This is a genomic window from Herbaspirillum sp. NPDC087042, from assembly GCF_044745245.1.
In the GTDB taxonomy this organism is placed as follows: Bacteria; Pseudomonadota; Gammaproteobacteria; order Burkholderiales; family Burkholderiaceae_D; genus Herbaspirillum.
Genome location: NZ_JBIUZW010000003.1, coordinates 122,601 through 148,668, shown reverse-complemented (window position 1 = coordinate 148,668; position 26,068 = coordinate 122,601). Strand labels below are relative to the sequence as shown.

General features: G+C 62.7%; 26 protein-coding genes. 22 read left to right on the top strand and 4 right to left on the bottom strand.

Features of this window, described 5'->3' with window-relative positions:
* Positions 1–81: 81 nt before the first annotated feature.
* Complete coding sequence (locus ACIPHN_RS06395) at positions 82–1,269, bottom strand: acyl-CoA dehydrogenase family protein (RefSeq protein WP_400434344.1); 1,188 nt, start codon at positions 1,267–1,269, stop codon at positions 82–84.
* Between the two features lie 513 nt (positions 1,270–1,782).
* Entirely contained in the window at positions 1,783–3,912 is a 2,130-nt protein-coding gene (locus ACIPHN_RS06390) for a TonB-dependent siderophore receptor (RefSeq protein ID WP_400434341.1), read from the bottom strand.
* A gap of 379 nt (positions 3,913–4,291) precedes the next feature.
* Between ACIPHN_RS06390 and ACIPHN_RS06385 the strand changes: the two genes are divergently transcribed.
* The 11 genes from ACIPHN_RS06385 (at position 4,292) to ACIPHN_RS06335 (ending at position 15,345) form a co-directional block, all read left to right on the top strand.
* Positions 4,292–5,413 carry a LacI family DNA-binding transcriptional regulator gene (locus tag ACIPHN_RS06385; protein WP_400434338.1) on the top strand — a complete coding sequence of 374 codons (1,122 nt, stop codon included), beginning with the start codon at positions 4,292–4,294 and terminating at the stop codon, positions 5,411–5,413.
* A gap of 239 nt (positions 5,414–5,652) precedes the next feature.
* Complete coding sequence (locus ACIPHN_RS06380; protein WP_400434335.1) at positions 5,653–6,456, top strand: transporter substrate-binding domain-containing protein; 804 nt, start codon at positions 5,653–5,655, stop codon at positions 6,454–6,456.
* A gap of 157 nt (positions 6,457–6,613) precedes the next feature.
* Entirely contained in the window at positions 6,614–7,309 is a 696-nt protein-coding gene (locus ACIPHN_RS06375; protein WP_400434332.1) for an amino acid ABC transporter permease, read from the top strand.
* Positions 7,309–7,959, top strand: a complete 651-nt coding sequence (locus ACIPHN_RS06370) for an amino acid ABC transporter permease (RefSeq protein WP_400434329.1) — start codon at positions 7,309–7,311, stop codon at positions 7,957–7,959. The genes ACIPHN_RS06375 and ACIPHN_RS06370 overlap by 1 nt, the downstream gene beginning before the upstream one ends.
* A complete protein-coding gene (locus ACIPHN_RS06365; RefSeq protein WP_400434326.1) occupies positions 7,946–8,680 on the top strand; it encodes an amino acid ABC transporter ATP-binding protein in 735 nt (244 codons plus the stop codon). Before ACIPHN_RS06370 ends, ACIPHN_RS06365 begins: the two co-directional genes overlap by 14 nt.
* Positions 8,677–9,420, top strand: a complete 744-nt coding sequence (locus ACIPHN_RS06360; protein ID WP_400434323.1) for a sugar phosphate isomerase/epimerase family protein — start codon at positions 8,677–8,679, stop codon at positions 9,418–9,420. The genes ACIPHN_RS06365 and ACIPHN_RS06360 overlap by 4 nt, the downstream gene beginning before the upstream one ends.
* A 42-nt stretch (positions 9,421–9,462) precedes the next feature.
* Positions 9,463–10,413, top strand: a complete 951-nt coding sequence (locus tag ACIPHN_RS06355; RefSeq protein WP_400434320.1) for a sugar kinase — start codon at positions 9,463–9,465, stop codon at positions 10,411–10,413.
* Positions 10,414–10,588: 175 nt separating this feature from the next.
* The gene (locus ACIPHN_RS06350) at positions 10,589–11,548 is read left to right on the top strand and encodes a 2-hydroxyacid dehydrogenase (RefSeq protein WP_400434317.1); all 960 of its coding nucleotides are present in this window, start codon (positions 10,589–10,591) and stop codon (positions 11,546–11,548) included.
* A 228-nt stretch (positions 11,549–11,776) separates the two neighbouring features.
* Positions 11,777–12,532, top strand: coding sequence for an electron transfer flavoprotein subunit beta/FixA family protein (locus tag ACIPHN_RS06345; RefSeq protein ID WP_400434315.1), 756 nt, complete (start codon positions 11,777–11,779; stop codon positions 12,530–12,532).
* 2 nt (positions 12,533–12,534) lie between these two features.
* Entirely contained in the window at positions 12,535–13,464 is a 930-nt protein-coding gene (locus tag ACIPHN_RS06340; RefSeq protein WP_400434313.1) for an electron transfer flavoprotein subunit alpha/FixB family protein, read from the top strand.
* Between the two features lie 96 nt (positions 13,465–13,560).
* Positions 13,561–15,345 (top strand): acyl-CoA dehydrogenase, encoded by a 1,785-nt coding sequence (locus tag ACIPHN_RS06335; protein ID WP_400434310.1) that lies wholly within the window; start codon positions 13,561–13,563, stop codon positions 15,343–15,345.
* 91 nt (positions 15,346–15,436) lie between these two features.
* Here the strand turns inward: ACIPHN_RS06335 and ACIPHN_RS06330 are convergent, their stop codons facing one another.
* Positions 15,437–15,859 (bottom strand): NINE protein, encoded by a 423-nt coding sequence (locus ACIPHN_RS06330; RefSeq protein WP_400434307.1) that lies wholly within the window; start codon positions 15,857–15,859, stop codon positions 15,437–15,439.
* 305 nt (positions 15,860–16,164) lie between these two features.
* Between ACIPHN_RS06330 and rpsP the strand changes: the two genes are divergently transcribed.
* The 8 genes from rpsP (at position 16,165) to fumC (ending at position 22,798) form a co-directional block, all read left to right on the top strand.
* Complete coding sequence (gene rpsP, locus ACIPHN_RS06325) at positions 16,165–16,419, top strand: 30S ribosomal protein S16 (protein WP_400434671.1); 255 nt, start codon at positions 16,165–16,167, stop codon at positions 16,417–16,419.
* 71 nt (positions 16,420–16,490) lie between these two features.
* Entirely contained in the window at positions 16,491–17,105 is a 615-nt protein-coding gene (gene rimM / locus ACIPHN_RS06320; RefSeq protein ID WP_400434304.1) for a ribosome maturation factor RimM, read from the top strand.
* A 73-nt stretch (positions 17,106–17,178) separates the two neighbouring features.
* On the top strand, positions 17,179–17,931 hold the full coding sequence (trmD, locus tag ACIPHN_RS06315) for a tRNA (guanosine(37)-N1)-methyltransferase TrmD (protein ID WP_400434669.1): 753 nt from the start codon (positions 17,179–17,181) through the stop codon (positions 17,929–17,931).
* A 192-nt stretch (positions 17,932–18,123) separates the two neighbouring features.
* Positions 18,124–18,507, top strand: a complete 384-nt coding sequence (rplS, locus tag ACIPHN_RS06310; protein WP_400434301.1) for a 50S ribosomal protein L19 — start codon at positions 18,124–18,126, stop codon at positions 18,505–18,507.
* A gap of 167 nt (positions 18,508–18,674) precedes the next feature.
* Complete coding sequence (locus ACIPHN_RS06305; RefSeq protein WP_400434298.1) at positions 18,675–19,346, top strand: CoA pyrophosphatase; 672 nt, start codon at positions 18,675–18,677, stop codon at positions 19,344–19,346.
* A 166-nt stretch (positions 19,347–19,512) separates the two neighbouring features.
* Entirely contained in the window at positions 19,513–20,472 is a 960-nt protein-coding gene (locus ACIPHN_RS06300) for a CobD/CbiB family protein (RefSeq protein ID WP_400434295.1), read from the top strand.
* A 357-nt stretch (positions 20,473–20,829) separates the two neighbouring features.
* Entirely contained in the window at positions 20,830–21,180 is a 351-nt protein-coding gene (locus ACIPHN_RS06295) for a DUF3579 domain-containing protein (RefSeq protein ID WP_400434292.1), read from the top strand.
* A 229-nt stretch (positions 21,181–21,409) separates the two neighbouring features.
* Complete coding sequence (gene fumC, locus ACIPHN_RS06290) at positions 21,410–22,798, top strand: class II fumarate hydratase (RefSeq protein WP_400434289.1); 1,389 nt, start codon at positions 21,410–21,412, stop codon at positions 22,796–22,798.
* A 106-nt stretch (positions 22,799–22,904) separates the two neighbouring features.
* Here the strand turns inward: fumC and ACIPHN_RS06285 are convergent, their stop codons facing one another.
* Positions 22,905–23,354: a hypothetical protein gene (locus ACIPHN_RS06285; RefSeq protein WP_400434286.1), complete on the bottom strand. Its 450-nt coding sequence runs from the start codon at positions 23,352–23,354 to the stop codon at positions 22,905–22,907.
* A 364-nt stretch (positions 23,355–23,718) separates the two neighbouring features.
* Between ACIPHN_RS06285 and ACIPHN_RS06280 the strand changes: the two genes are divergently transcribed.
* From ACIPHN_RS06280 to trpS, 3 genes are all read left to right on the top strand, one after another.
* A complete protein-coding gene (locus ACIPHN_RS06280) occupies positions 23,719–24,048 on the top strand; it encodes a hypothetical protein (RefSeq protein ID WP_400434283.1) in 330 nt (109 codons plus the stop codon).
* 67 nt (positions 24,049–24,115) lie between these two features.
* Entirely contained in the window at positions 24,116–24,679 is a 564-nt protein-coding gene (locus ACIPHN_RS06275) for a glycine zipper family protein (RefSeq protein WP_400434281.1), read from the top strand.
* Between the two features lie 273 nt (positions 24,680–24,952).
* Positions 24,953–26,011, top strand: a complete 1,059-nt coding sequence (gene trpS, locus ACIPHN_RS06270) for a tryptophan--tRNA ligase (protein WP_400434279.1) — start codon at positions 24,953–24,955, stop codon at positions 26,009–26,011.
* Positions 26,012–26,068: the final 57 nt, after the last annotated feature.

Genomic DNA, 26,068 nt, shown 5'->3' with positions numbered 1-26,068 from the left:
AATACAGAACAGAAGGTGCTGATCAGGATCTACCTGCAACGTATTCGCGCAGGGTGGGAAAGATGTCAGACGCTTGGCGCGTCAGCGTTTGATTCCCAGCTTTGCAAAAAGCGCGCCAGCGCTTTCGTAATTCAGTTCGGACAGGGCCGCATGCTGCGTGACCACCATGGCATCGCGCACGATGCGCTGCAGGCGGTGAGTGCGCTGGATGGCGGCCATGCCGGCGGCCTGGTAGGCGTCGTTGACCACTTCCATCGAGACCCGTGCGGCATAGGTGGCTGAGAGCTTGAGCATCATGTCGGTTTCTTCATCGACGGGATTGCCGGCCACGACCTGCTCCCAGGCCTGCTCACAGGCGTCGTAGAAGAACATGCGCGCACTGCGCCACTTGGCTTCTGACATGCCCAGCTTGATCTTGTAGTAGGCGCGGTCGGCCAGTCGCAGCGCCCCCGGCATGATCTTGGCGCCACCGGCCATGTCGGTGACGATGTCCAGTGCGGCGCGCGCCAGGCCGATGTTGACGGCCGCATGGACTTCCGCCTGGTAGGCCAGCGCCGGATAGCGATACAGCGGTTCGTCGATGAGGCCGGCCGCACCGCGTGCGCAGGTCCAGTCGTGGGCGACGAACTTGTTTTGCAAGTGCGTATCGTGGCTGCCGGTGCCTTGCATGCCGACCACGTTCCAGTTGTCGATGATCTCCACTTCCCCGGCAGGCATCACCGCCATCAGTGCCGGTTTGGCGGTGCCGTCGGCGTTCTCGCCGGGATCCTTGATCCCTACGCCGATCCAGTCGGCGCCCTTGCAGCCGCTGGCGAAATGCCAGCGTCCGGAGATCTGCCAGCCACCGTCCACGGCGCGGGCTTCCTGCAGGGGATAGAGGCCACCGGCATAGACCTGGTCGGGGCCGTCGGCATAGATCTGGCGTTGCGTCTCGATGGGCAGTGCCGCCAGGTAAGTGTTGGCCGAACCGAAGGCGGCCACCCAGCCGGCCGAGCCATCGGCGCGGGAGATGCGCTCGACCATGGCCAGGAAGGCGGCCGGTGCCAGCGGCTCGCCACCGAACTTGCGCGGAGTGCTGGAGCGGAAGATGCCGGCCTGCTTCATCGTCGCGATCAGGTCGCGCGGTACATGGCCCAGCTGGTCGAATTCATCGCGGCGCGCGGTGACGTCGGCGATGAGGGTATCCATCTCGGGAGAGTCCGCATGCGGTGGCGCGGCGGTGACGACTTTCTTCTGGACGGGGTAGACATCGAGCGTAATCGAATTCATGGCAGACCACTTTCGTAGGAAGGAGGTGGCTGAGTGTCAACCGGGGTCATGACACGGTCAAATTCTATTTAGGAATCGGCTGGATGAATATTAGTAATAATGATTAGGACGCTCCGGGATTGCGCACGCGGCCCCCCGTGCACGCACCCCGATGAAGCGCAAATCCGCCATGGGACGGGAAAAGCGGCCGGTCATGCACCAAACGCGAGAGGCGTTGGAGGCCGCTCGGCAAATCATTTACGGTATTTATGGGAAGAATAGGCGATGCGGATTTGCATTGCGTGGGGCAGGCTGGCTAGTATCGACACCGGAATTGACATGAACGTTGTTCAGTTTCGTTATAGGCTCCTTCTGGCCTTTATTTCCAGGCGATCCCTGCAAGGGGATCGCCTCTTTTGCGTGCGCGAAAATGACCTGCTGCGACGGACATCGATGCGCATCTCGCGATGTGTCGAGGGCAAAAAAAAGCCGGCAGTCTTTCACGACTGCCGGCTTTGATTCATCGGGGTATTCTCAGTAGCGATACCCCAGCGTCAGCATCACCGTCCGGTCATCCCCCAGCGCCACCGCCTTGGCCAATCCCCCCGCATAGTAGTGCGTGTTGAAGACGTTCTTCACGTTCAGTGCCGCGCGCCAGCGTTCGGCGTTGTAGGCCACGCCCAGGTCGGTGAGTACATAGCCCGGCAGCGTATAGCCATTGGTGCGCATCATGCTCTGCCCATGCACGCCGCCATTGAGCTCCCATCCCTGCAGCGCACCCCTGAGACGATAGCGCGCACTGCTGGTGAAGTTGTGACGCGGCACGTTGTCCAGCCACTGGCCCACGGTGGTGGTCTTCTGGCCACCGTCGTCGGTGACGATGGCGGCCGTGTAGGAATAGCCGGCGTTGAGGCTCAGGCCATTGCTGAAGTCGGAGGTGATGCCGATCTCGCCACCCTGCGAACGCTGTTCGCCCACGGCGATGCTGTAGCCGGTGTTGTTGGGGTCGCTCACCAGCACGTTGCGACGGCGCAGGTCGAACACCGCGACATTGAGGTTGGTGCGGCCTTCATCGAGTTCGAACTTCACGCCGGCCTCCCATTGCTTGCCGCTCTCGGGCTTGAAGGTGCCGCCATTGATGTCGGTGCCGGTGTTGGGATAGAACGAGGTCGCGTAGCTGATGTAGGGACGCACGCCGCGCAGCATCTCGACCATCAGGGCTGCCGATGCGGTGGTGGCGCTGGCCGGGTTGTCGGTATAGACGCTGGTGCGCTTGTTGGTGCTGTAGGTCGATGCGGTGTCGTGGCGCAGGCCGGCCAGCAACTGCCAACGCTCGGCAAAGTCGATCTGGTCGCGCACGTAGAGACCAGTGTCGCGGACTGATGTCGAGGTGTAGGTGCTGGGTGTGCTGGGGCAGTTCAGGCGCGCGCCATAGACCGGGTTGTAGACGTTGAGGGCGGCCACCGTGCAGGTGTAGGAGAGCGTGTCTTCACGCGTGTTGATGTAGTCCGTTCCCAGGGTCAGCTGGTGCTTGCCCAGCGCGGTGCGGAAACTGCGCTGCACATTGGTATCCATGGTGAAGGTCTGGCCTTCGAAGGTCTGGTCGGTGCCGGTACGGGTGAGACTGGTGCCGGTGCTGGAGAGCGCATTGTTGGCCACCAGCTGGCCGCTCATCTCGAATTGCTGGTAGCGCAGGTTGTGGTTGAGCGTCCAGCCATCGTCGAAGCGGTGGGTCAGCGCGTAGCCGATGCGGGTCTCGGTGGCGCTGTAGGGACGTGCGCCCGGCTCGCCGATGAAGAGGCTGCGCGGCAGTGCGCCGTTGCTGTTGCTGTTGATCGAGCCCGACAGGGGCAGGCCCTGCTGGCGCACGTAGTTGCGCTCCTGGTAGCTGGTCAGGATGGTGAAGTCGGTGCGTGCGCCCAGGTCCAGCGACAGCGAGGGGGCGATGTAGCGGTTCTTGAACCAGACATTGTCGGTGGCGTCATTGGAGTTGGACACCAGTCCATTGATGCGGAAGGCCTGCTTGCCATTCTCCGACAGCGCTTTGTTCAGGTCCACCGTGGTCTGGTAGAAGTCGTGGCTGCCCACGGTCACGTCGACGTTGGCGAAGTCCTCGCCCTGCGGACGCTTGCTGACCATGTTGACCAGCCCGCCCGGCAGCACCAGCCCGTAGAGCAGGGAGCCGGGTCCCTTGAGCACTTCCACCTGCTGCAGGCCGAACAGTTGCTCGGCCACGCGATTGCTGGCGGCGGTGCGCAAGCCATCCAGGTAGAGCGAGTCCGAGGCCACCTGGCCACGGATGATCAGGTCATCCCAGCCGCGCCGGCCATACTGCTGCGCCACCACGCCGGGTACGTTCTCCAGCGCGTCGGCCAGGGAGACGGCTTGCTGGCTGTCCAGCAGCGAGCGGGTCACCACCGAAATGGATTGCGGGGTCTCCGACAGCGGCGTGGCGGATTTGCTGACCTGGCTTTGCGTGGCCTTGTAGCTGCTCAGGGAGGGACCGTCGGCGACCACGTTCACGGTGGGCAGCTGGCCGGTACCGGCAGAGGTGGTTGCGCTGGTGGTGCTGGCGGTGCTGTTGTCGGCCTGGACCTGGGCCAGGACGAGCGCGGGAGTAAATGCGAGCAGGATGGCGAGGGCGCCGGGGGAGAGCGAGGGCATGAGTTAATTAATAATGAGAATAATTATTATTCATCATATCGTATTCATGTGCGATGCAGCAAACATGAAGATGGAAGCTGCCGGATCGGACTAGTCCAGCGAGCCCGGGCTCGCCGCGCGGTCTTGGCTGCAATGCAGCAACAGAGTGCTTCTGCCGGCATCGTGGTGACAATGTTGGTGATGTTGCGTTTCGGTAGCATCAGGAAAATGGTCCCGGCTTCATCACCGGGCCTCAAATTTTTCATCTGAAATAAGTTTGACCTGGCCGATTCACGCTGCTATCTTGGAACCGGTTCCAAAAGATTCAAATAAATGAGCAGCCCGGAACCCGGTGAAGCACAAATCGATAGACGCAGTTCAACTGATTTGGCGGGCAACAGTGAGACAAAGTACCAAGACCGGCAACGACCGGGTCACCATCGCACAGGTTGCGCGGGAGGCCGGTGTGTCCAAGACCAGCGTATCGCGTTACCTGGGCGGCGAGTTCGATGCGCTGTCAGTGCAGCTGCGCGAGCAGATCGGCAAGACCATTGCGCGTCTGGGCTATCAGCCCAGCCAGATGGCGCGTGGCTTGAAGGGTGGCCGCACGCGCCTGATCGGCATGCTGGTGGCCGACATCCTCAATCCCTATTCGGTGGCCGTGCTGCATGGTGCCGAGGCGGCCTGCCAGAAGCATGGCTATACGCTCATGCTGTGCAATACCGGCAATGACGAGGCGCGCGAGAAGCAGTCGCTGGCGGCCCTGCATTCCTACAGCGTGGAGGGCCTGCTGTTCAACACCCAGGGGCGCAACGTGACGCCGCTGCGCGAGCTGGGGCAGGCGTCCTTCCCGGTGGTATTGCTGGACCGGCATGTGGAGGGCTGCGACTTCGACCTGGTCGGGCTGGACAACGTCAGGGCCGCGCAACTGGCTACGCGTCACCTGCTGGGGCAGGGCTATACCGATATCGCGCTGGTGGTGCAGTCGCTCTTTGGCGTGAGTTCGCGCCAGGGACGGCAGGCGGGGTTCCTGCAGGCCATGTCGGAGCGGCCCGGTTGCCATGCGCAAACGCTGGAGGTGGACCTGGACGAGCCCGGCCATGTGGCCACCGTGCTGCGCGAATTCTTCCTGCGCCGGCGCGATGGTGGCGGGCGCGTGGCGCTCTTGGCCGGTAACGGCATGGTGTCGCTGCAGATCGCGCTGGCGCTGCGCAGCATGAAGCTGAACTTCCCCGATGACGTGGGCTTGCTGTGCTTCGATGAACTGGCCTGGTCGCCCCTGGTGGGCAGCGGCATCAGCACCATCGAACAACCGACGTATGAAATCGGCTTTACCGCCATCGAGCGACTGCTGGTGCGCATCCATGGCGAGCGCTCCATGCGCCGGGAGATCCTGCTGGATGGCAAGCTGATCAGTCGCGGCTCGACTGCCGCCGTGGCCGATCATCCCGAGCGCGCCCTGAGCGCACGCTTGACCGAGAAAATCTCTTCATCGACCTATACAAGCCATAGCCGCGCATAGCGCGGCACCGGAGTGGAACCGGTACCAGACACAATTCGCCCTATTGGTAAGACCTTAAAACGCAGTGCAAGGGCGCAGCAGCAGGGATCAGTGGTACCGGCGCCATACGGGCCGGGGTGGGAGCGGGAACACAGCAGGCATTGCAGCAAAGAGGGGCGCAAGCGTCCGGCCGCAGGGGAGGGCCGGGGCAGGTGCCAACAAGGACCGCCGTCAGGACGGCGTATTTTCAGGAGACCAGGATGAGCATCAAGAACCTTTTCAGTACCAAATTCATCGCACTGACGCTGGCTGCGACCTGTGCGGTGGCGACCGCCGCCAGTGCCAGCGCGCAGAGCATCGCCGAGCTGACCAAGAAGGGCAAGATCACCATCGGCGTGGTCAGCGGCACGCCGCCGTTCGGCTCGGTCGATGCCAAGGGTACGCCCATCGGCTATGACGTCGATGTCGCCAACCTGATCGGCAAGTATCTGGGCTTGCCAGTGGAGATCGTGCCGCTGGTACCGCCGGCCCGCATCCCGGCGCTGGAGTCGGGCAAGGTCGACATGCTGGCCGCGACCCTGGCACCGACCCCGGAACGTGCCAAGTCGGTGCTCTTCACGATTCCCTACAGCGGCTTCGAGTTGTCCATCGTCGGCCCGGTCGGCAGCAACTACAAGAAGCTCGATGACCTGGTGAAGAAGAAAGTGGGTGTCTCGCGCGGCTCCACCAACGACACCGCACTGACCCGTCTGGCCCCGGCCGGTACGATCCTGGTGCGCTTCGAGGATGATTCCACCGTGACCCAGGCGCTGCTGTCGAACCAGGTCGATGCGATTTCCATCCCCAACACCATGGCCAACGAGATCGTCAAGAGCCGCGGCCAGGGCAAGATCGAAGTCAAGTTCCCCTACTCGGTGCAACCCAACTCGATGACCGTGCGCAAGGGTTCCTACGAGTTGCAGCAGTGGCTCAACAACTTCATCTACTACGTCAAGCTCAATGGCGAACTGGATGCGATCTCGCGCAAGTGGGCTGGCCCGCTGCCCAACCTGCCAGTGTTCTGATTGACAGAATCTGCGCAGCAGAAGCGGCTGCGGGTGGCTGTGATCGCCGGGAGCAATGGCGATGGCAGCCGGTCCGCAGCCTGAGAAGAACAGATCGCGCGCCGGCTGCTGCATGAAGCCATGAGCGGCCGGCGCGGATTTGTCGGAGGAACACACGATGCATTATGACTTTCAGTTCGCGTTCATCTTCCAGCATCTTGACCAGTTGCTGTACGGCGCGCTGCTTACCATCCGGCTGAGCGCGCTGTCGATGATCTGCGGCTTGGCGGTGGGGATCTTCGGCGCCATCATTTCCATCCATGGCAGCGCGCCGGCCCGCTTCGCGGTGACGTCCTATGTGGAGCTGATCCGCAGCACGCCCTTCCTGGTCCAGCTATTCATCATCTTCTTTGGCCTGCCTTCCATCGGCGTGCAGGTCGATGCCAACATCGCCGCGCTGGTGGCGATGACGGTCAACCTGGGAGCCTATTCCACCGAGATCGTGCGCGCCGGCATGATGGCCATCCATCCCTCGCAGATCGAGGCCGCACAGGCGCTGGCCATGACGCGCGGGCAGGTGATCCGCCACGTGGTGCTGACCCCGGCGCTGGAGAAGGTCTATCCGGCCCTGGCCAGCCAGTTCACGCTGATGATGCTGGCCTCCAGTATCGTCTCGGCGATCTCGGCCGAGGAGCTCACGGCCACGGCCAACCTGCTTGATGCCGAGACCTTCCGCAGCTTCGAGATCTACCTGGTGGTGATGGTGCTCTACATCCTGCTGGCATTGCTGTTCCGGCTGGCCTTCTGGCTGATCGGCCTGGTCGTGTTCAAACGCCGTCGCCGCCTGGGCGTGGCGCGTCCGAGGAGAATGTAATGCTCGCTGAATTTTCCCTAGATAATTTCATCTTCCTGCTGGAAGCGGCGCAGTGGACGCTGTTGCTGTCGGTGCTGGCCTTCGTTGGCGGCGGCATCGCCGGCTTCATCGTGGCCTTGATGCGCACCTCGCACATCGGCGCGTTGCGCCTGCTCTCGGCGGTGTATATCCAGATCGTCCAGGGCACGCCGGTGCTGATCATCCTGTTCCTGTCGTTCTACGGACTGGCGATCTTCGGCTACAAGCTGCCCCCGATGGTGGCCGCCACCATCGCCATGACCATCTACTCCAGCGCCTACCTGGGCGAGATCTGGCGTGGTTGCATCGAGGCCGTGCCGCTGCCGCAGTGGGAAGCCTCCACCGCCCTGGCCATGACGCGCTGGCAGCAGCTGCGCTACGTGATCCTGCCGCAGGCGGTGCGCATCTCGCTGCCGCCGACCGTGGGCTTCCTGGTGCAGATCGTCAAGAACACCTCGATCGCCTCCATCATCGGCCTGGTGGAACTGGCCCAGGCGGGCAAGCTGGTCAGCAATGCGACCTTCCAGCCCTTCCTGGTCTTCCCCATCGTGGCCGGCATCTACTTCGTATTCTGCTATCCGCTGTCGCGCGTCAGCTTCGCCCTAGAGAGGAAATTACATGCCCATCGTTGAGATCGACAACATCACCAAGCGCTTCGGTAGCAACCAGGTCCTGAACGGCATCTCGCTGTCGGTGGAGCGCGGCCAGGTGGTCGCCATCATCGGCCGCTCGGGCTCGGGCAAGAGCACCATGCTGCGTTGCATCAACGGGCTGGAATCCATTGATGGCGGCAGCATCACGGTGGCAGGCCACAAGCTGACCAACAAGCATGAACACCTGATTGAGCTGCGCAAGGATGTGGGAATGGTGTTCCAGCATTACAATCTCTTTCCGCACCTGACCGTGGAGGAGAACATCATGCTGTCACCCCGCATCGTCAAGAAGACTGCCACCGAGACGGCCCGTGAGACGGCCATCAAGGTATTGAAGCAGGTTGGCCTGGAGCACAAGCGGGATGCCTATCCCGAGCAGCTCTCGGGCGGCCAGCAGCAACGCGTGGCCATCGCCCGTTCGCTGGCGATGGAGCCGCAGGTGATGCTGTTCGATGAAGTGACCTCGGCGCTGGACCCGGAGCTGACGGCCGAAGTGCTGAAGGTGATGGAAGAACTGGCCCGGGGCGGCATGACCATGTTGCTGGTGACGCACGAGATGGAGTTCGCCCGCCGGGTGGCCGATCTCACCGTCTTCATGCACCAGGGCAAGGTGTGGGAGGCCCGGCCTTCCGAGGAATTCTTCGCCGATCCGCAGACGCCCGAAGCCAAGCAGTTCATCGGTGCGGGCGCACTCAAATGAGCCCGGTCCTGGTTGCCGCATCGGCCTATGGCGCCGACCTGGTGCGGCGTGTCGGCCATGGCGACCTGGTGCAGATGGTGGCGGCAGCCGGGGCCTCGGGGCTGGAGATACGGCGCGAGCTCTTCGACGGGCCGCAGGATCTGGCGGCCCTGCGTGAGCTGCTGAACCAGCACAAGCTGTTCTCAGTCTATTCGGCGCCGTTCGAACTGTTCGGTGCCGATGGCCGTTTCGATCGCGAGCAGATCGCCCTGGCCATGGGCGAGGCCGAAGAGGTCGGGGCGCGTTTCCTGAAGGTATCGCTGGGTCATTTCTCGGCGGCCAGCGACCTGCAATCGCTGTTGCGCTTCCTCTCGCATTCCCCCATCGAAGTCCTGCTGGAGAACGACCAGACCCCGCAAGGCGGCCGGCTGGAGCCCATCGTCAGTTTCCTGGCGCTGTGCACCGGCAATGGCTATGCCTTCGGCATGACCTTCGACATGGGCAACTGGCACTGGCAGGGCGTGGACCCCGAGGTGGCGGCGCGCTCGCTGGCGCCGCATGTGCGCTATGTGCATTGCAAGGGCGTGCAAGAACACAAGGGCAAGCTGCGGGCGGTGCCGCTGCAGGCCCAGGACAGCCACTGGCAGGCGCTGATTGCGCATTTTCCCGGCGGCATCCTGCGGGCCATCGAGTTCCCGCTGGTGGGCAGCGACCTGGAAGAAACGACGCGCCGCCACGTGGCCATGCTGGCGGCGGTTTAAAACAATTTAAGACAATTTAAGACGGTTTAGGCGAGTGCCACAATGACGGACAAGGCAATGGAACTGGATGTCGTGACCTGGGGCGAAGCCCTGGCCCTGCTGGTGGCCGACGAGGTCGGCCCCTTCGAGGAAGTCGAAAAATACACGCGCCGCCTGGCCGGCGCCGAAACCAACGTGGCCATCGGCCTGGCTCGGCTGGGCCTGAAGGTGGGCTGGGCCAGCCGGGTCGGCAATGATGCCTTTGGACGCTTCATCCGCCAGCGCGTGGCGCAGGAGGGCGTTGATGTCAGCCGGGTGCTGACCGACATGGAATTCCGCACCGCCATCCAGCTCAAGGCCAAGGCCGTGGATGGCGCCGATCCGGCCATCGAGTATTACCGCAAGGGGTCTGCAGCCAGTCATCTGTCGCTGGAGGATTTCGATCCCGCCTACTTCGGCGCCGCGCGCCACCTGCATGCTACCGGCATCGCCCCGGCGCTGTCGGCGACCACCATGGCCTTTGCCCATCATGCGATGGACTTCATGCGCGGCCAGGGCAAGACGATTTCCTTCGATCCCAATCTGCGACCCATGCTGTGGCCCTCGCAGGAGGTGATGGCGCAGCAGTTGAACGCGCTGGCCTTCAAGGCCGACTGGGTCTTGCCGGGCTTGTCTGAAGGAAAGATCCTGACCGGCTACACTGAGGCCCGTGACATCGCCGCCTTCTATCTTGAGCGCGGCGTGCAGATGGTGGTCATCAAGCTCGGCGCCGAGGGTGCCTACTGGCGCAGCGCGCAGGGCGAGGGCAGGGTGGCGGGCGTGCCGGTGCGCGAAGTGGTCGATACGGTGGGTGCCGGCGATGGCTTTGCGGTCGGCGTCATCAGCGGCATGCTGGAAGGCTTGCCGGTGGAGGCGGCGGTGATGCGGGGCAACCGCATCGGTGCCTTTGCCATCCAGGTGGTCGGCGACATGGAAGGGCTGCCGACCCGTGCCGAGCTGGAGGCCGCGTCCTAGGTGAGATTGACCAATTTCCAGGTCCCGTTCGGACTGAGTAGGCCCGTCAGGGCCGTATCGAAGACGTGGCTTCGCTGCGCCTTCGATACGCGGCCTTGCCGCTACTCAGTCCGAACGGTAGAAGGTTCTTGATTGATCTCTTGACGGATCAGGTATTAATTTCACGGGAATAGCGATGAAGCAGCGTGTAGTGGTGTACAAGACCTTGCCAGGCCATTTGACCGAACGATTGCAAGCCGAATTCGACGTCACGCTGTTTGACCGCATCACCGACGCCAATCGCCCCGCCTTCCTGGAGGCGCTCAAGGGCGCCCACGGCATCATCGGCGCCAGCCTGCCGATGACCAATGCCATGCTCGATGGTGCCCCGTTGCTGAAGATTGCCTCGACCATCTCGGTGGGCGTCGACCAGTTCGACCTGGCGTATTTCCGCCAGCGCGGCCTGATCCTGGCGCATACCCCGGGCGTGCTCAACGAAGCCACCGCCGATACCATCCTGGCCCTGATCCTGGTCACCGCCCGCCGCGTGGTGGAGCTGGCCGAGTATGTCAAGGCCGGCCAGTGGAAGGGCAGTATCGGTGAAGCCCAGTTCGGCCTGAACGTGCATGGCAAGACCCTGGGCCTGATCGGCATGGGGCGCATCGGCAGCGCCGTGGCGCGTCGCGCCCATCATGGCTTTGGCATGCCCATCCTGTATCACAATACCCGCCCCAATGCCGATGCCGAGCGCGAGCTCGGTGCGCGCTACGTCAGCCGCGACGAGCTGCTGGCGCAATCCGACTTCGTCTGCCTGATGCTGCCCTTGACGCCCGAGACCGAACGCATGATCGGTGCGCGCGAGTTCGGCCTGATGAAGCGCAGCGCCATCTTCATCAATGCCTCGCGCGGTCGCATCGTCGACGAGGCGGCCATGATCGCCGCCCTGCAGGCCCGGACCATCCATGCCGCCGGGCTGGATGTGTTCGAGGTCGAGCCGCTGCCGGCGGATTCTCCCCTGCTCAGGCTCTCCAATGTGGTGGCCTTGCCGCATATCGGCTCGGCCACCCATGAAACGCGGCAAGCCATGGCCGAACTGGCCGTGGCCAACCTGGTGGCGGGTTTGCGCGGCGAGGCGGTCGCGCATCGGGCGGCCTGAACGACCTGGGCTGCCTGTATTGCCCTGCGGAACATTTCGTCAGGAAACAATGATCTAAAGTTTTGTACGCGCCAGGGCGAATTCTTCTTCCGTTCTGTCGGCGTATTGGTGTATGCTTCCGTCATCAAAAAGAACGATCGTGCTAAATTCCGGTAAGCACCTCGTTTTGCTTTTATAATCCTGCGGAAGTTTACGTTTACGTCAATTCCTTTTTGCAAGGGCCATGCGATGAAAGTATTAGTACCAGTCAAGCGCGTCGTGGATTACAACGTCAAGGTGCGCGTCAAGAGCGACGGCAGCGGCGTCGATATCGCCAACGTCAAGATGTCGATGAACCCGTTTGACGAAATCGCGGTGGAAGAAGCCGTGCGCCTGAAAGAAGGCGGCAAAGTCACCGAAGTCATCGCCGTCTCCGCCGGCGTGACCCAGTGCCAGGAAACCCTGCGTACCGCCATGGCCATCGGCGCCGATCGCGGCATCCTGGCCGAAGTCGGTGCCGATGTCGAGCTGCAGCCGCTGGCCGTGGCCAAGATCCTCAAGGCGCTGGCCGAGAAGGAGCAACCGCAACTGATCATCCTGGGCAAGCAGGCCATCGACGATGACTGCAACCAGACCGGCCAGATGCTGGCCGCCTTGCTGGGCTGGCCGCAAGCCACCTTCGCCTCCAAGGTCGTGCTGGAAGACGGCAAGGTCAGCGTGACCCGTGAAGTGGACGGCGGCCTGGAAACCCTGGCCCTGACCCTGCCGGCCATCATCACCACCGACCTGCGCCTGAACGAGCCGCGTTATGTGACGCTGCCCAACATCATGAAGGCCAAGAAGAAGCAGCTGGACACCGTCAAGCCCGATGAGCTGGGCGTGGATGTCACCCCGCGCGTGAAGACGCTCAAGGTCGTCGAGCCGGCCAAGCGCAGCGCCGGTGTGAAGGTGCCGGATGTCGCGACGCTGGTCGCCAAACTGAAAAATGAAGCCAAGGTGATCTGATCATGACCGCACTCGTTATTGCCGAACACGACAACGCCAGCCTCAAGGGCAGCACCCTCAACACCATCACCGCCGCCGTGCAGGCTGGCGGCGATGTCCATGTCCTGGTGGCCGGTTCCAATGCCAAGGCTGTGGCCGACGCTGCTGCGCAAGTCGCCGGCGTGGCCAAGGTCTTGCTGGCCGATGGCGCGCAATTCGCCGATGGCCTGGCCGAGAACGTCGCCGAGCAAGTCCTGGCCATCGCCAAGGATTACAGCCACATCCTGGCCCCTGCCACTGCCTACGGCAAGAACATCCTGCCGCGCGTGGCCGCCCGTCTGGACGTGGGCCAGATCTCCGACATCACCAAGGTCGATGCGCCGGACACCTTCGAGCGCCCGATCTACGCCGGCAACGCCATTGCCACCGTGCAGTCGATCGACCCGATCAAGGTCATCACCGTGCGTACCACCGGTTTCGACCCGGCAGCGCTTGGTGGCTCGGCCGCCGTGGAAAGCATCCCGGCCGTGACCGATTCGGGCAAGTCCAGCTTCGTCGGCCGTGAGGTCGCCAAGTCGGATCGTCCGGAACTGACCGCCGCCAAGATCATCGTCTCCGGTGGCCGTGGCATGGGTTCGTCGGAAAGCTTCAAGATCCTGGAACCGCTGGCCGACAAGTTGAACGCCGCCATGGGCGCCTCCCGCGCCGCTGTGGATGCGGGCTATGTCCCCAACGACTGGCAGGTCGGCCAGACCGGCAAGATCGTCGCGCCCCAGCTGTATATCGCCGTCGGTATCTCCGGCGCGATCCAGCACCTGGCCGGCATGAAGGACTCCAAGGTCATCGTGGCCATCAACAAGGATGAAGAAGCGCCCATCTTCTCGGTGGCCGACTACGGCATCGTCGGTGACCTCTTCGAGGTCGTGCCGGAGCTGGTCAAGCAGCTCGGCTGAGCAAGCGCATCCAGGTAGTATCCGCCCCGGCTTACGCCGGGGTGTTTTCATGTACGCAAGGAACGCCGCCAGAGCGTTCCCTATTGGAGGTTGGAGATGAGTTATACCGCGCCCTTGAAGGACATGTTGTTCGTCATGAACGAGCTGGCGGGCCTGTCGGCTGTCAATGCCTTGCCCGGCTGCGAGGATGCCACGCCCGAGACGGCCGAGGCCATCCTGGAGGAAAACGCCAAGTTCTGTGGCGAAGTGATCGCCCCGCTCAATCATGGTGGCGACAAGGAGCCCAGCGCCTGGGCCGATGGCCGTGTGACGACTAGCCCCGGTTTCAAGGAAGCCTTCAGGCAGTTCGGCGATGCCGGCTGGCAAGGCGTGCAGCACCCGGTGGAATTCGGCGGCCAGGGCTTGCCCAAGCTGGTGGCGACGCCCTGCATCGAGATGCTGAACTCGGCCAACCTCTCCTTTGCGCTGTGCCCGCTGTTGACCGACGGCACCATCGAAGCCCTGATGACGGCTGGCACCAAGCAGCAGCAAGAGACCTACATTGCCAACTTCATCTCCGGCAAATGGACCGGCACGATGAACCTGACCGAGCCGCAGGCCGGTTCCGACCTGGCTCTGGTGCGTACCCGCGCCGTGCCGGAGGGCGACGGTACCTACAAGGTCTTCGGTACCAAGATCTTCATCACCTACGGTGAGCACGACATGGCCGAGAACATCGTCCACCTCGTGCTGGCCCGTACCCCCAATGCACCCGAGGGTGTGAAGGGCATTTCGCTGTTCATCGTGCCCAAGTTCCTGGTCAATGCCGATGGTTCGCTGGGCGCACGCAACGACGTGCAGTGCGTGTCCATCGAGCACAAGCTGGGCATCAAGGCCAGCCCGACTGCGGTGCTGCAGTTCGGCGACCATGGCGGTGCCATCGGCACCCTGGTGGGCGAAGAGAATCGTGGCCTGGAATACATGTTCATCATGATGAACGCGGCGCGTTTCGCCGTGGGCATCCAGGGTCTGTCGGTCTCCGAACGCGCCTACCAGCAGGCCGTGGCCTATGCCCGCGACCGCGTGCAGTCGCGCGACCTGGCCGGCTCTTCTGGTCCTGTGGCGATCATCCATCAGCCGGACGTGCGCCGCATGCTCATGTCCATGCGCGCCCAGATCGAGGCGGCGCGCGCGCTGGCCTATGTGGCGGCGGCGACCTCCGATGCGGCGCACTTCAGCGACGACGAGGCCACCCGCAAGTCCAACCAGGCCTTCTACGAATACCTGGTCCCCATCGTGAAGGGCTGGACCACCGAGTTGTCCATCGACGTCACCTCCACCGGCGTGCAGGTGCATGGCGGCATGGGCTTCATCGAGGAAACCGGCGCCGCCCAGTATTATCGCGACGCCCGCATCCTGCCCATCTACGAAGGCACCACCGCCATCCAGGCCAATGACCTGGTCGGCCGCAAGACCGTGCGTGACGGCGGTGCGGTGGCCAAGGGCATCATCGCCCAGGTGCGCAAGACCGTCGCCGAGCTGCAGGGCGATGCCGCACTGGCGCCGATCGCCGCCCGTCTGGGCGAATCCGCCGATGCGCTGGAGCAGGTGGTGGATTACGTGGTGGGCAACGTCAAGAGCGATATCAAGGCGGTCTTCGCCGGCAGCGTGCCTTACCTGAAGATGGCCGGCGTGGTGCTGGGTGGCTGGCAGATGGCACGTGCCGCGGCGGTCGCGGCGGCCAAGCTCAAGGCCGGTGAAGGGGATGGCAAGTTCTACGAAGCCAAGCTGGCCACGGCGCGTTTCTTTGCCGACCAGATCCTGCCGCAGGCGTTGGCCTATCGCACGGCCATCGTCGAGGGCGGGCAGGCGGTACTGGCCTTGCCTGAAGACCAGTTCTGAGCAGGGATTGAACCAGCAAGCCCGGAAGGCCGTTGCGGCGGCCTTCCGGGCTTGTGTCTTTATGCGTCAATCAGTCCGGTGTGCCGGGCGCTCAGCCGAAGGCGCCGCCGGTGAAGAGCAGGTCAAAGCTGCGTGCCAGCAGGGCGATCAGGCCCATGGCACCCAGGCCCACGGTCAGCACCAGGATCACGGCCAGGATCCAGTGCGATTCGGATTGGCGGCCGCTGCCGGTGTTGTGGCGGGCATCCCATTTGTCGTCGGGCGTGAGTCCGATCACCAGTGCTTCCAGGCAGCCGATCAATACCGACAGCACCAGGGGCAGGGCGGTGAACAGTTGCGGTGCCTGGGGCTGGGCGCTCATCAGGCCCAGCGACAGCGGGATGGCCAGGATGTGCAGCCACCCGAAGCGGTCGCGCAGGCCGTACAGATAGAAGCGGTGCAGGCCGATGCCGCCGAGCACGGCAGCGATCAGGGTGGTCAGGGTCTTGTTCTTGTGGCGGGGAGATGGGGGCATGCCTGTTGTCTCTTTTTTCTCGTCGGGGCCGTCCGGAGTGAATCCGGCGGCATTGTTGTCGTCAGGGTATCGCCGCAGTATAGCGGAGCCCGGCGGCAACAGGAATTGCCTGCCAGACATGCCGGAAACGGCCATGCAAGCGGGTTGGTGGCCTGGTGCTGATGCCATTTGGCATCAGTTTCGGGCGTTTATGTGGGCATTTTGCGTTGGATCGCTGCACAAAAGTGGCAAGCAGCTTGCCCGGTGGCGTGGAAGTCCGTTATAATCTGCGGCTTTTCCGTGTCCGTATTCTTACTGGAACCATTATGGTCGTTATTCGTTTAGCTCGTGGCGGCGCCAAGAAGCGCCCCTTCTACAACATCGTTGCAACTGACTCGCGCAATCGTCGCGATGGCCGTTTCATCGAGCGTATCGGCTTCTACAACCCGGTTGCATCGGGCAAGGAAGAAACCGTGCGTATCGCTGCTGACCGCCTGGCTCACTGGCAAGGCGTTGGCGCACAACTGTCGCCGACCGTTGCTCGCCTGGTCGCTGACGCTGGCAAGAAGGCTGCTGCCTAATCTAGTTTTTCCTGTCTGATTCCACCCACGGCACCGCTGTCGCATGGAAGAAGAGCAGGTCTGGCGTATCCATGACTTATCCAGCCCAAGCGGGTTTCTCCGCACCCGACGATCTCGTGACCGTCGGCCATGTGACAGGAGCCTACGGTATCCAGGGCTGGATTCGCGTGCGTCCGTATTCTGCAGAGGCGCAAGCCTTGCTCAATGCAAAGACCTGGTGGCTGGAGAGATCCGGCCAGCCCAAGCAGGATATCGATGTCATGCAGTCCAAGGAGCACAGCGGCGATGTCGTTGCGCGCCTGACCGGGGTCGCCGACCGCAATGCGGCCGAAGGCATGAAAGGGACGGTGGTCTACATCTCCCGCAAGCACTTCCCGGTGCTGGATGACAACGAGTTCTACTGGGTCGATCTGATCGGCTCGGCGGTGGAAAATCTCCAGGGTGAGGCCTTGGGCGTGGTGTCCGACATGATGGACAACGGCGCACATCCCATCCTGAAGGTGACGGCCCCGGTGCAGGAAACTGCCGTGGAGCCTGACTCCGCCGCTGATGCAAAGCCGAAGAAGGGCGCCAAGGAGAAATCCGCGGCAGCACCTGAACTGCTGATTCCGTTTGTCGACCAGTTCGTCAAGACGGTACAGCCGAAAGAAAAGAAGATCATCGTCGATTGGGGCATGGATTACTGACTGCGGTCAGTTTTTTCATTTCCGGATCCGGTGAGATCAAGAGATACAAGAGATACCAGGAAATGGAGGCGTGATGCAGTTTGATGTCGTCACTCTGTTTCCCGAGATGTTTGCTGCGTTGACGCAGTCCGGCATTACCCGCCGGGCGCTGGAGCAGAAGCGCTGGGGCTTGTCGCTGTGGAATCCGCGTGAATTCACGACCGACAATCACCGTACCGTGGATGACCGGCCCTATGGCGGCGGTCCCGGCATGGTGATGCTGGCCAAGCCGCTGCAGGCGGCCATCGAGGCGGCGCAGCAGCGTCAGCAGGAGCTGGGTCTGGCTAGGCCGCGCGTGATCTACCTGTCGCCGCAAGGCGCGCCGCTCACGCATGAGCGGGTGGTGCGGCTGTCGCAGGACAGCGGGGCGGTGTTGCTGTGCGGACGCTATGAAGCGATCGACCAGCGTCTGCTCGACAAGTGCGTGGATGAAGAAATCAGCATCGGTGATTTCGTCCTCTCCGGAGGGGAGTTGCCGGCCATGGCGCTGATGGATGCCGTCATCCGGCTCTTGCCGGGTGCGCTCAATGACAGCGCCTCGGCAGTGGAAGACAGCTTCGTCAACGGGCTGCTGGATTCGCCGCACTACACGCGTCCGGAAGTCTATGAAGGCGAGCCGGTACCGTCCATCCTGCTGGGTGGACACCATGCCGAGATCCAGAAATGGCGTCGGCAGCGGGCGCTGGAGGCCACCCAGGCCAAGCGTCCTGACCTCATCGTGAAGGCGCGCCAGCAGGGACTGCTGAGCAAGTCGGATGAAAAGTTCTTGAGCGGTTTGTCGCAGTAGGTCGCGGCAGGCCGTGGATGTCCGGGATACCGGGGCATTCGCAACGAAGTCGTACCAAGCAGTACCGCCGGCACAGCAATGCGCCGGCACCGTGCAGCGGCCTGGCCGCTGCGTTTGAAACCCCATCCTCTACCGGGCCACACAATGAGCCTTCGGGCAACGGCGCCGGCAAGATGGTTACAGGAGCAAAAAATGGATCTGATCCAGCAACTCGAGCAAGAAGAGATCGCGCGTCTCGCCAAGAACATCCCCGAATTCGCCCCCGGCGACACCGTGATCGTCAGCGTCAACGTGGTTGAAGGCACCCGCAAGCGTGCCCAGGCCTACGAAGGCGTCGTGATCGCACGTCGTAACCGTGGTCTGAATTCCAACTTCATCGTTCGCAAGATTTCGTCCGGTGAAGGCGTTGAGCGTACCTTCCAGCTGTACTCGCCGCTGATCGCTTCGATCGAAGTCAAGCGTCGTGGTGACGTGCGTCGCGCCAAGCTGTACTACCTGCGCGAACGTTCGGGCAAGTCGGCACGTATCAAGGAAAAGCTGCCCAGCCGCGCTGCAAAGGCTGCTGCTGCAGAGTAATTGGCTGCATGCTGATGCGTCAGGAAAAGGGGTGTCTCGCGACGCCCCTTTTTCGTTTCTGCACCGATCCGGCGTCCGTTCTTGTCCCGAATTTGTCCCGTTTTTGTCTCGTTTTTGTCTCATACTCACGCAGTCAACGATTAACTGAAAGCTGAAGCGAACCTACCGTGGCCAGTTTCGATCCTGTCACCCTGCCTGTGGATGCCGTCGGCGGCGAGAGCGCGCTGGAAGCAACGCGCCTGAACGCCGACTGGCTGCGCCGCCGCTTCGCCGATCCGCCGCGCTGGGAGCCCGAGCACAGCGGTGACCAGATGGCGCGCATGGCCGAGTCCCAGGGGCGCTTCCGGCTGGCATCGGTATTGATCCCGATCGTGCTGCGGGAGGAGGGGATGACCGTGCTCTTTACGCGTCGCACGGAAGATCTGAAGGATCATGCGGGGCAGATCAGCTTCCCCGGTGGTCGTCGCGAAGACTATGACGGCTCGGCCATCGACACCGCCCTGCGCGAGACCGAAGAAGAAATCGGCCTGGACCGCCAGCACGTGGAAGTGATCGGCTCGCTGCCGGATTACTTCACCGGCACCGGGTATCGCGTCACCCCCGTGGCCGGCCTGATCCAGCCACCCTTCGAGGCCGTCGGCGACCCGCGCGAGGTGGACGAGATCTTCGAGGTGCCGCTGGCCTTCCTCATGGATGGCGTGAACCACCAGCGCCGCTCGGTGGAGCTGCCCCCTCCGGTGGGGCGGCGCAGTTTCTACACCATGCCCTATGAACACTATTTCATCTGGGGCGCCACGGCCGGCATGTTGCGTAACCTCTTCCATTTCCTGCGCAGCTGAGTCCCTCCGCTGGCGTTGGAAATATCCGACGCAATGTCTTTGTTAGTGTTCAAATAAGTAAAAATCCGTGACATTGCGCTGTTGACGCTGGTCAACGAATCTATTGTTTGATTCCCATCTTGCACTGCGCTATCGTACCGGCTATAGAGACCCCTAAGGCTGCTTGATGACATTTCTTTCCATTCTCTTTGCGCTGTTAATCGAACAACTCAAACCACTGCGTGCGGACAATCCGGTTTATGCATCGATCAAGTCTTTTGCCGCCACGATAGAGGGCTGGTTCAATGCCGGCCATGCCCATCACGGCCGCCTGGGCTGGGCGGTGATGGTGGGGGCACTGACGGTCCCGGTGGCGCTGGTCTACTGGATCCTGCTGCACGTGAGCCTGGTAGGTGCCTTTGCCTGGAACGTGCTGGTGGTGTACCTGACGCTGGGCTTTCGCCATTACAGCCATTACTTCAGTTCCATCCAGCTGGCCCTCAACAGCGGCGACGAGATGACCGCGCGCAGCCTGCTGGCCGAATGGACCAAGCAGGACACCGCCGGCATGGACGTGAGCGAGATCTCGCGTATTGCCTCCGAGCGCGCCCTGATCACCACCCATCGTCACGTCTTCGGCGTGTTCTTCTGGTTCCTGATGCCGGCCGGCCCGGCGCTGGCGGTGATGTACCGCGTGGCCGAATACCTCTCGCGTGCCTGGAACGAACCCGATCACATGAAGTTCGAGGCCTTCGGCCGCTTCGCCGCCCGTGCCTTCTACTGGATCGACTGGATCCCGGCGCGCCTGACCGCGGCGGCTTTTGCCGTGGTCGGCAATTTCGAGGATGCCATCTACGCCTGGCGCAACTTCGCCAGCCGCTGGGACGACGAAGCCGCAGGCATCATCCTGGCCGCCGGCGGTGGCGCCATGGGCGTGCGCTTTGGCACCGAGAAGGAGGCTGCAGCCGGCATCATCCTGCCGGCCGATGCTGCCACTGTGGATTCGATGCCAGAAGAAGCCGATGGCCTGCCTGGCGACACGCCGTCGCCGCGCACCCTGCAAAGCACCGTGGGCCTGGTATGGCGCGCCTTGCTGCTGTGGATGTTCCTGTTGCTGCTGCTGTCGGTGGCTGTGTGGATGGGCTAGACCGGAGCGGTCTTGCAACAGCGGGCTGAAGGCCCGCTTTGTTTTTTGGTCCACGCGATTGCTGCCAACCCGGTATACTTCGGCCTTCACATGACCAAGATCGCATCCTGCCGGATGACATGAAAATGTTGTCGGCAGGCATGAGCGGCGCAGGGCCAGAACGTAGCGCAAAGCAAGGCGATGCAGGCAGGAATAGCTGGAGGCGAGGAGACCGGTAGAAGCCAAGTCTTCTATAAGATATAATACTCAACACCGCAGGCACCCACGCAGATTTCTGCGCAGGCACCGCGGAATCCAGGGCTCCGGTCTCAAGAGGACGGGGCATTCGGTTGCAAGCGCTTTAGAAGAACTGCATGTATGGCTGATCCCATCAAACCCGCAAACGCACCGGCTAAAGAATTCATCATCCTTGGCAAGACCTCGGATGGCCGGCAGTTCCGCCCCAGCGACTGGGCGGAGCGCCTGTGCGGCGTGATGTCGTGTTTCCGCCCCGAGGGCAGTGGCGGTCGTAACGCCCACCTGAAGTATTCTCCCTACGTGCTGCCCACCCATATCGATGGCGTGCGCTCGGTAGTGGTCAACGAGGCCCTGCGCGAGCTGGAGCCGCTGGCCTATCACTTCGTGGTCAACTTCGCCAAGGACAACGACCTGCAAGTGGTCCAGGCCTGTATCCTGCCGGACCCGCCCAAGGAGCAGAAGGGCTCCTGAGCCTGATGCCGTCTTTACCGTCTTTTCGACAGGCTGCCGTGGCACGGCAGCCAGCAAGCTCCACCCGCAAGATCGCCAGCCATTTTGCCGTTCGCGCCAGCGGACGGTCCCGCCAGCAGTTACACTCAGCATTTCCAGTTACTCCCGTGGCTCAGCCGTTCGCCTGTCGCCAGAGCCGCCAGGGATCCTCGGGCCGTTTTCGGCCGTCATATCACGGAGAACCAGCATCATGAACCACCGCATGGAGCGCGATACCTTTGGCTTGATCGAAGTCCCGGCCGATCGTTTGTGGGGCGCCCAGACCGAGCGCTCGCTGCACCACTTCCACATTTCCACCGAACGCATGCCGGCCGAGCTGATCGTGGCACTGGCAGCGGTCAAGCGTGCCTGTGCCGCAGTCAACCGCGACCTGGGCAAGCTCGACGGCAAGAAGGCCGAAGCCATCATCGCCGCCGCTGATGAAGTGATCGCCGGCCGTCATCCGCTGGAGTTCCCGCTGTCGGTATGGCAGACCGGATCGGGTACGCAGAGCAACATGAACATGAACGAGGTGCTGGCCAACCGCGCTTCCGAACTGCTGGGCGGGGTACGTGGCGAGGATCGCCTGATCCACCCCAACGACGATGTCAACCGCAGCCAGTCGTCCAACGACATTTTCCCGACCGCGATGCACGTGGCGGCCTGCATGGCGGTGGCGACCCACCTGATCCCGGCCATCCACAAGCTGCGCGACACGCTGGGCGAGAAGTCGACCCGCTTCGCCGACGTCGTCAAGATCGGCCGCACTCACCTGCAGGACGCCACGCCGCTGACGCTGGGCCAGGAGTTCTCGGGTTACGTGGCCCAGCTGGAGCATGCCGAGACGGCTGTCATCACCACCCTCAATGCCGTCTCCGAACTGGCCGCCGGTGGTACCGCCGTGGGCACCGGCCTGAACGCCCATCCGGAATTCGGTGAGCGCGTCGCTGCCGAGCTGGCCAAGTATTTCGGTTTCCCCTTCAAGACCGCGCCCAACAAGTTCGCCGCGCTGGCCGGCCATGATGCGCTGGTGGCCTCCCACGGTGGCTTGAAGACCCTGGCGGCCGCGCTGATGAAGATCGCCAACGACGTGCGCTGGCTGGCCTCCGGCCCGCGCTCGGGACTGGGCGAGATCACCATCCCCGAGAACGAGCCGGGTAGCTCCATCATGCCGGGCAAGGTCAACCCGACCCAGTGCGAAGCGCTGACCATGCTGTGCGCGCAGGTGTTCGGCAACGACGTGGCGCTCAATATTGGCGGCGCCAGCGGCAACTTCGAGCTCAACGTGTTCAAGCCGCTGATCATCCATAACTTCCTGCAGAGCGTGCGCCTGCTGGCCGATGGCATGGCCAGCTTCGAGGAGCATTGCGCGCGCGGCATCGAGGCCAATCACGCCCGTATCGCCGACCTGATGGAAAAGTCGCTCATGCTGGTGACCGCGCTGGCGCCGCACATCGGCTATGACAAGGCCGCCAAGATCGCCAAGCAGGCCCACCACGACGGCACCACCCTGAAGCAGGCGGCGCTGGCGCTGGGCTATGTGACCGAGCAACAGTTTGCCGAGTGGATCAAGCCGGAGCAGATGACGCGGCCGGGCTGATTCATGCTAAGATCCAAACGTTGCAGGGGCGCTGGAAGCTTTTGAGTTACCCAGGACTGCATCCCGAAACGGCCTTGAAAAAGGCCGTTTTGCGTTTCTGGCGTATCTATTTCACTGTTTCGGACGGCTTGATGTGGTCACCCCGCGGGATGGTCGAAAACAGTTCAACCTTCGGACGTCGGGCACTCAGTTCCAGCACCGCCAGATCATGGACATGATTGCCATATCCATCCTCCCTGGCCCCAGGATTGCGGAGCGCCGTCATCTTCCTGGTCGGGACAAATTCTGATTCTGCATGCAAGGCGCTGGCGATCTGCGCAAGCATGTCCTCGATCGAATAGCCATCGGCGCGACGGCTGGCATGGAGATGCCGGCCCAGGAACAGGATTTCTGGATCCTCGAGTATCGGCAGGCCTGCTTGTGCGCGGTAGGTGTTGATGGCTTGCCACTGCGTGGACGTCAGCATTCCGATGGCGATCACCCTGGCGCGTTCGCCTTTGGCAATGAGCTGAAGATTCGTCCTGATGAGAGAAAGACTGTCGATGTAGAGCGGCATGAATGGTCGCAGCGGCGGAAATTCCCTCGCGGAAATTATATCGACCAGACATGCGGGCTTCGGCGTTCCACCCTGAGTACGCAGCAGAATCTGCCAGCTTCTAGAATCAAATCGAAGTACCTGCCCCATGGCAGGATGCCTCCGGCAATCCCTTGATTGCAAAGCCTTTTCAGCCCTATGTATAACAATATTTATTTGGGTTACGAATTGAAACAACTCAGGCTTTCGCGGTAGCCCCGGCGTATATTGCCTTCATGCGTCAGAGGGACCTGCAAGCCGCGCCGGGAAACGATTTCCGGCTGATTGGGGAAGTCGGCCAGCCATCCTCCTGACAGGAATTCGAGACACTCCCAAAGGCAATAACATGAAAAAACTAGCGGCAATCAGCGTCTGCGGCATGCTGGCCGTGGCCGGGCTTGTGGCCAGCGCGTCCGCGTATGCACACGGACACTTCTATGGTGGCGTAGTGATCGGCGGACCGATCTGGGTGCCACCGCCAGTCTACTATCCGCCTCCGGTCTATGTGGAGCGCGTGCCGCCTCCGGTATATGTGGAGCAGCCGCGTCAGGATTACTGGTACTACTGCCAGGAAACCCGATCGTACTACCCGTATGTACAAAGTTGCCCCAGCCCCTGGATGAGGGTGGTTCCCAATACCGCGCCCAGCGTGCCAGGCGGGCCGCCACCCCAGTAAGCGGGGCCGTTCCGGTCACCACAGGTACATAACGCCATGCCGCCCCGTGCGGCGCAAAGGAAACAACGTGAAACCGATCTACAAGACTGCCGCGACCGTCTCCGCCGTGGGTGCCATGTTGGCGCTGGGTGGCTGCGTGAGCGTGCCGACCGGGCCGTCGGTGATGGCCATGCCGGGCAAGGACAAGACCTACGAACAGTTCCGGGCCGACCAGCAGCAATGCCAGCAGTACGCCCAGGATGCCATCGGTGGCCAGGCCGCCCAGACCCAGAACAATGCCACCAACAGTGCCGCCGTCGGCACGGCCGTGGGTGCGGTGGCCGGTGCCCTCATCGGCGCGGCCTCGGGCAATGCCGGTGCCGGTGCGGCTATCGGTGCAGGCGGTGGCCTCCTGGTGGGCAGTGCCGCCGGCAGCAATGCCGCCGCCGGGGGCAATTACTCGATGCAGCAGCGCTACGACATGACCTACACCCAGTGCATGTACAGCAAGGGCAACCAGGTCCAGCAGCCGGTCCAGACCACCACGGTCTATACCTATCATCCGCGCCACTACTACTACGCGCCGCCGCCGCCTCCGGGCTACTATGGTCCGCCGCCGGTCTACTACGGCCCGCCGCCGGGCGCCTATTGACGCGCTCCGGGACATCCCGGCAACCGCATCTCCGGATGCGGTTTTTTATTGCCCGAAATGTCCGATGCGGCGCAACATCCTGGCCGCGTGGTGCTATACTGGCGCCCATGCTTTTCCCGAATCAACTTGCGAAAACCCAGCATTGGTGGCGCGCCTGAACGAGGCGGCCCGTTTTCACACAGCTTGACCATGTGATGCCGCCGGTTCCGGTGGCATTGTTTTTTCCGCTTCGGACCGGCAGCATTCCAGACAGATTAACGATCAGGAATGACCATGTCTTCGAACGCCACTAGTTCCGCCTCCAGCAGCACCGCATCCCCAGCTTCCACCACCTTGCCCGTCGTCCTGACCGGTGACCGTCCCACTGGTCCGCTGCACCTGGGCCACTACATCGGCTCCCTCCAGTCGCGTGTGGCGCTGCAGGAAACCTCGCGCCAGTTCCTGCTGCTGGCCGATACCCAGGCCATGACCGACAACGTCGGCCGTCACCAGAAAGTCACCGACAACGTGCTCGAAGTGGCGCTGGACTACCTGGCCGTCGGCATCGATCCCGAGAAATCGACCATCTTCATCCAGTCCCAGGTGCGCGAACTGTATGAGCTGTCGATGGTGTTGCTGAACCTGGTGACGGTGTCGCGCCTGGAGCGCAATCCGACCATCAAGGAAGAGATCCGCCTGCGTGGTTTCGAACGCGATATCCCGGCCGGTTTCCTGACCTATCCGGTCAGCCAGGCCGCCGACATCACCGCCTTCAAGGGCCAGCTGGTGCCGGTGGGCAGCGACCAGCTGCCCATGATCGAGCAGACCAATGAGCTGGTGCGCAAATTCAATGCCACCGTGGACCGCGAAGTGCTGGTGGAGTGCAAGGAAGTGCTCTCCGAGACCGGTCGCCTGCCGGGCATCGACGGCAAGGCCAAGATGAGCAAGTCGCTGGGCAATTCCATCGCCCTGGGCGCCACGCCCGCCGAGATCAAGCAGGCCGTGCACCGCATGTACACCGATCCCAACCACCTGCGCGTGGACGATCCGGGCCAGGTCGAAGGTAACGTGGTGTTCACCTTCCTGGATGCCTTCGATCCCGACCGCGACGCCGTGGCCGAACTGAAGGCCCACTACACCCGTGGCGGCCTGGGCGACAGCGTGGTCAAGCGCCGCCTGGAAGGCATCCTGCAGGAACTGCTGGAACCCATCCGCAGCCGTCGCGAGGAATTCGCCAAGGACCGCGGCGAAGTGTTGGCCATCCTCAAGCGTGGCACCGAGCGCGCCAGCGCCGTGGCGGCGCAGACCATGGCCGAGGTCAATGCGGCACTGGGTCTGAACTACTTCGGCTGAACTGCTTCGGCCGAACCAGGCCCCATCAAGTGAAACCGCCGCATTCCGAGAGGGATG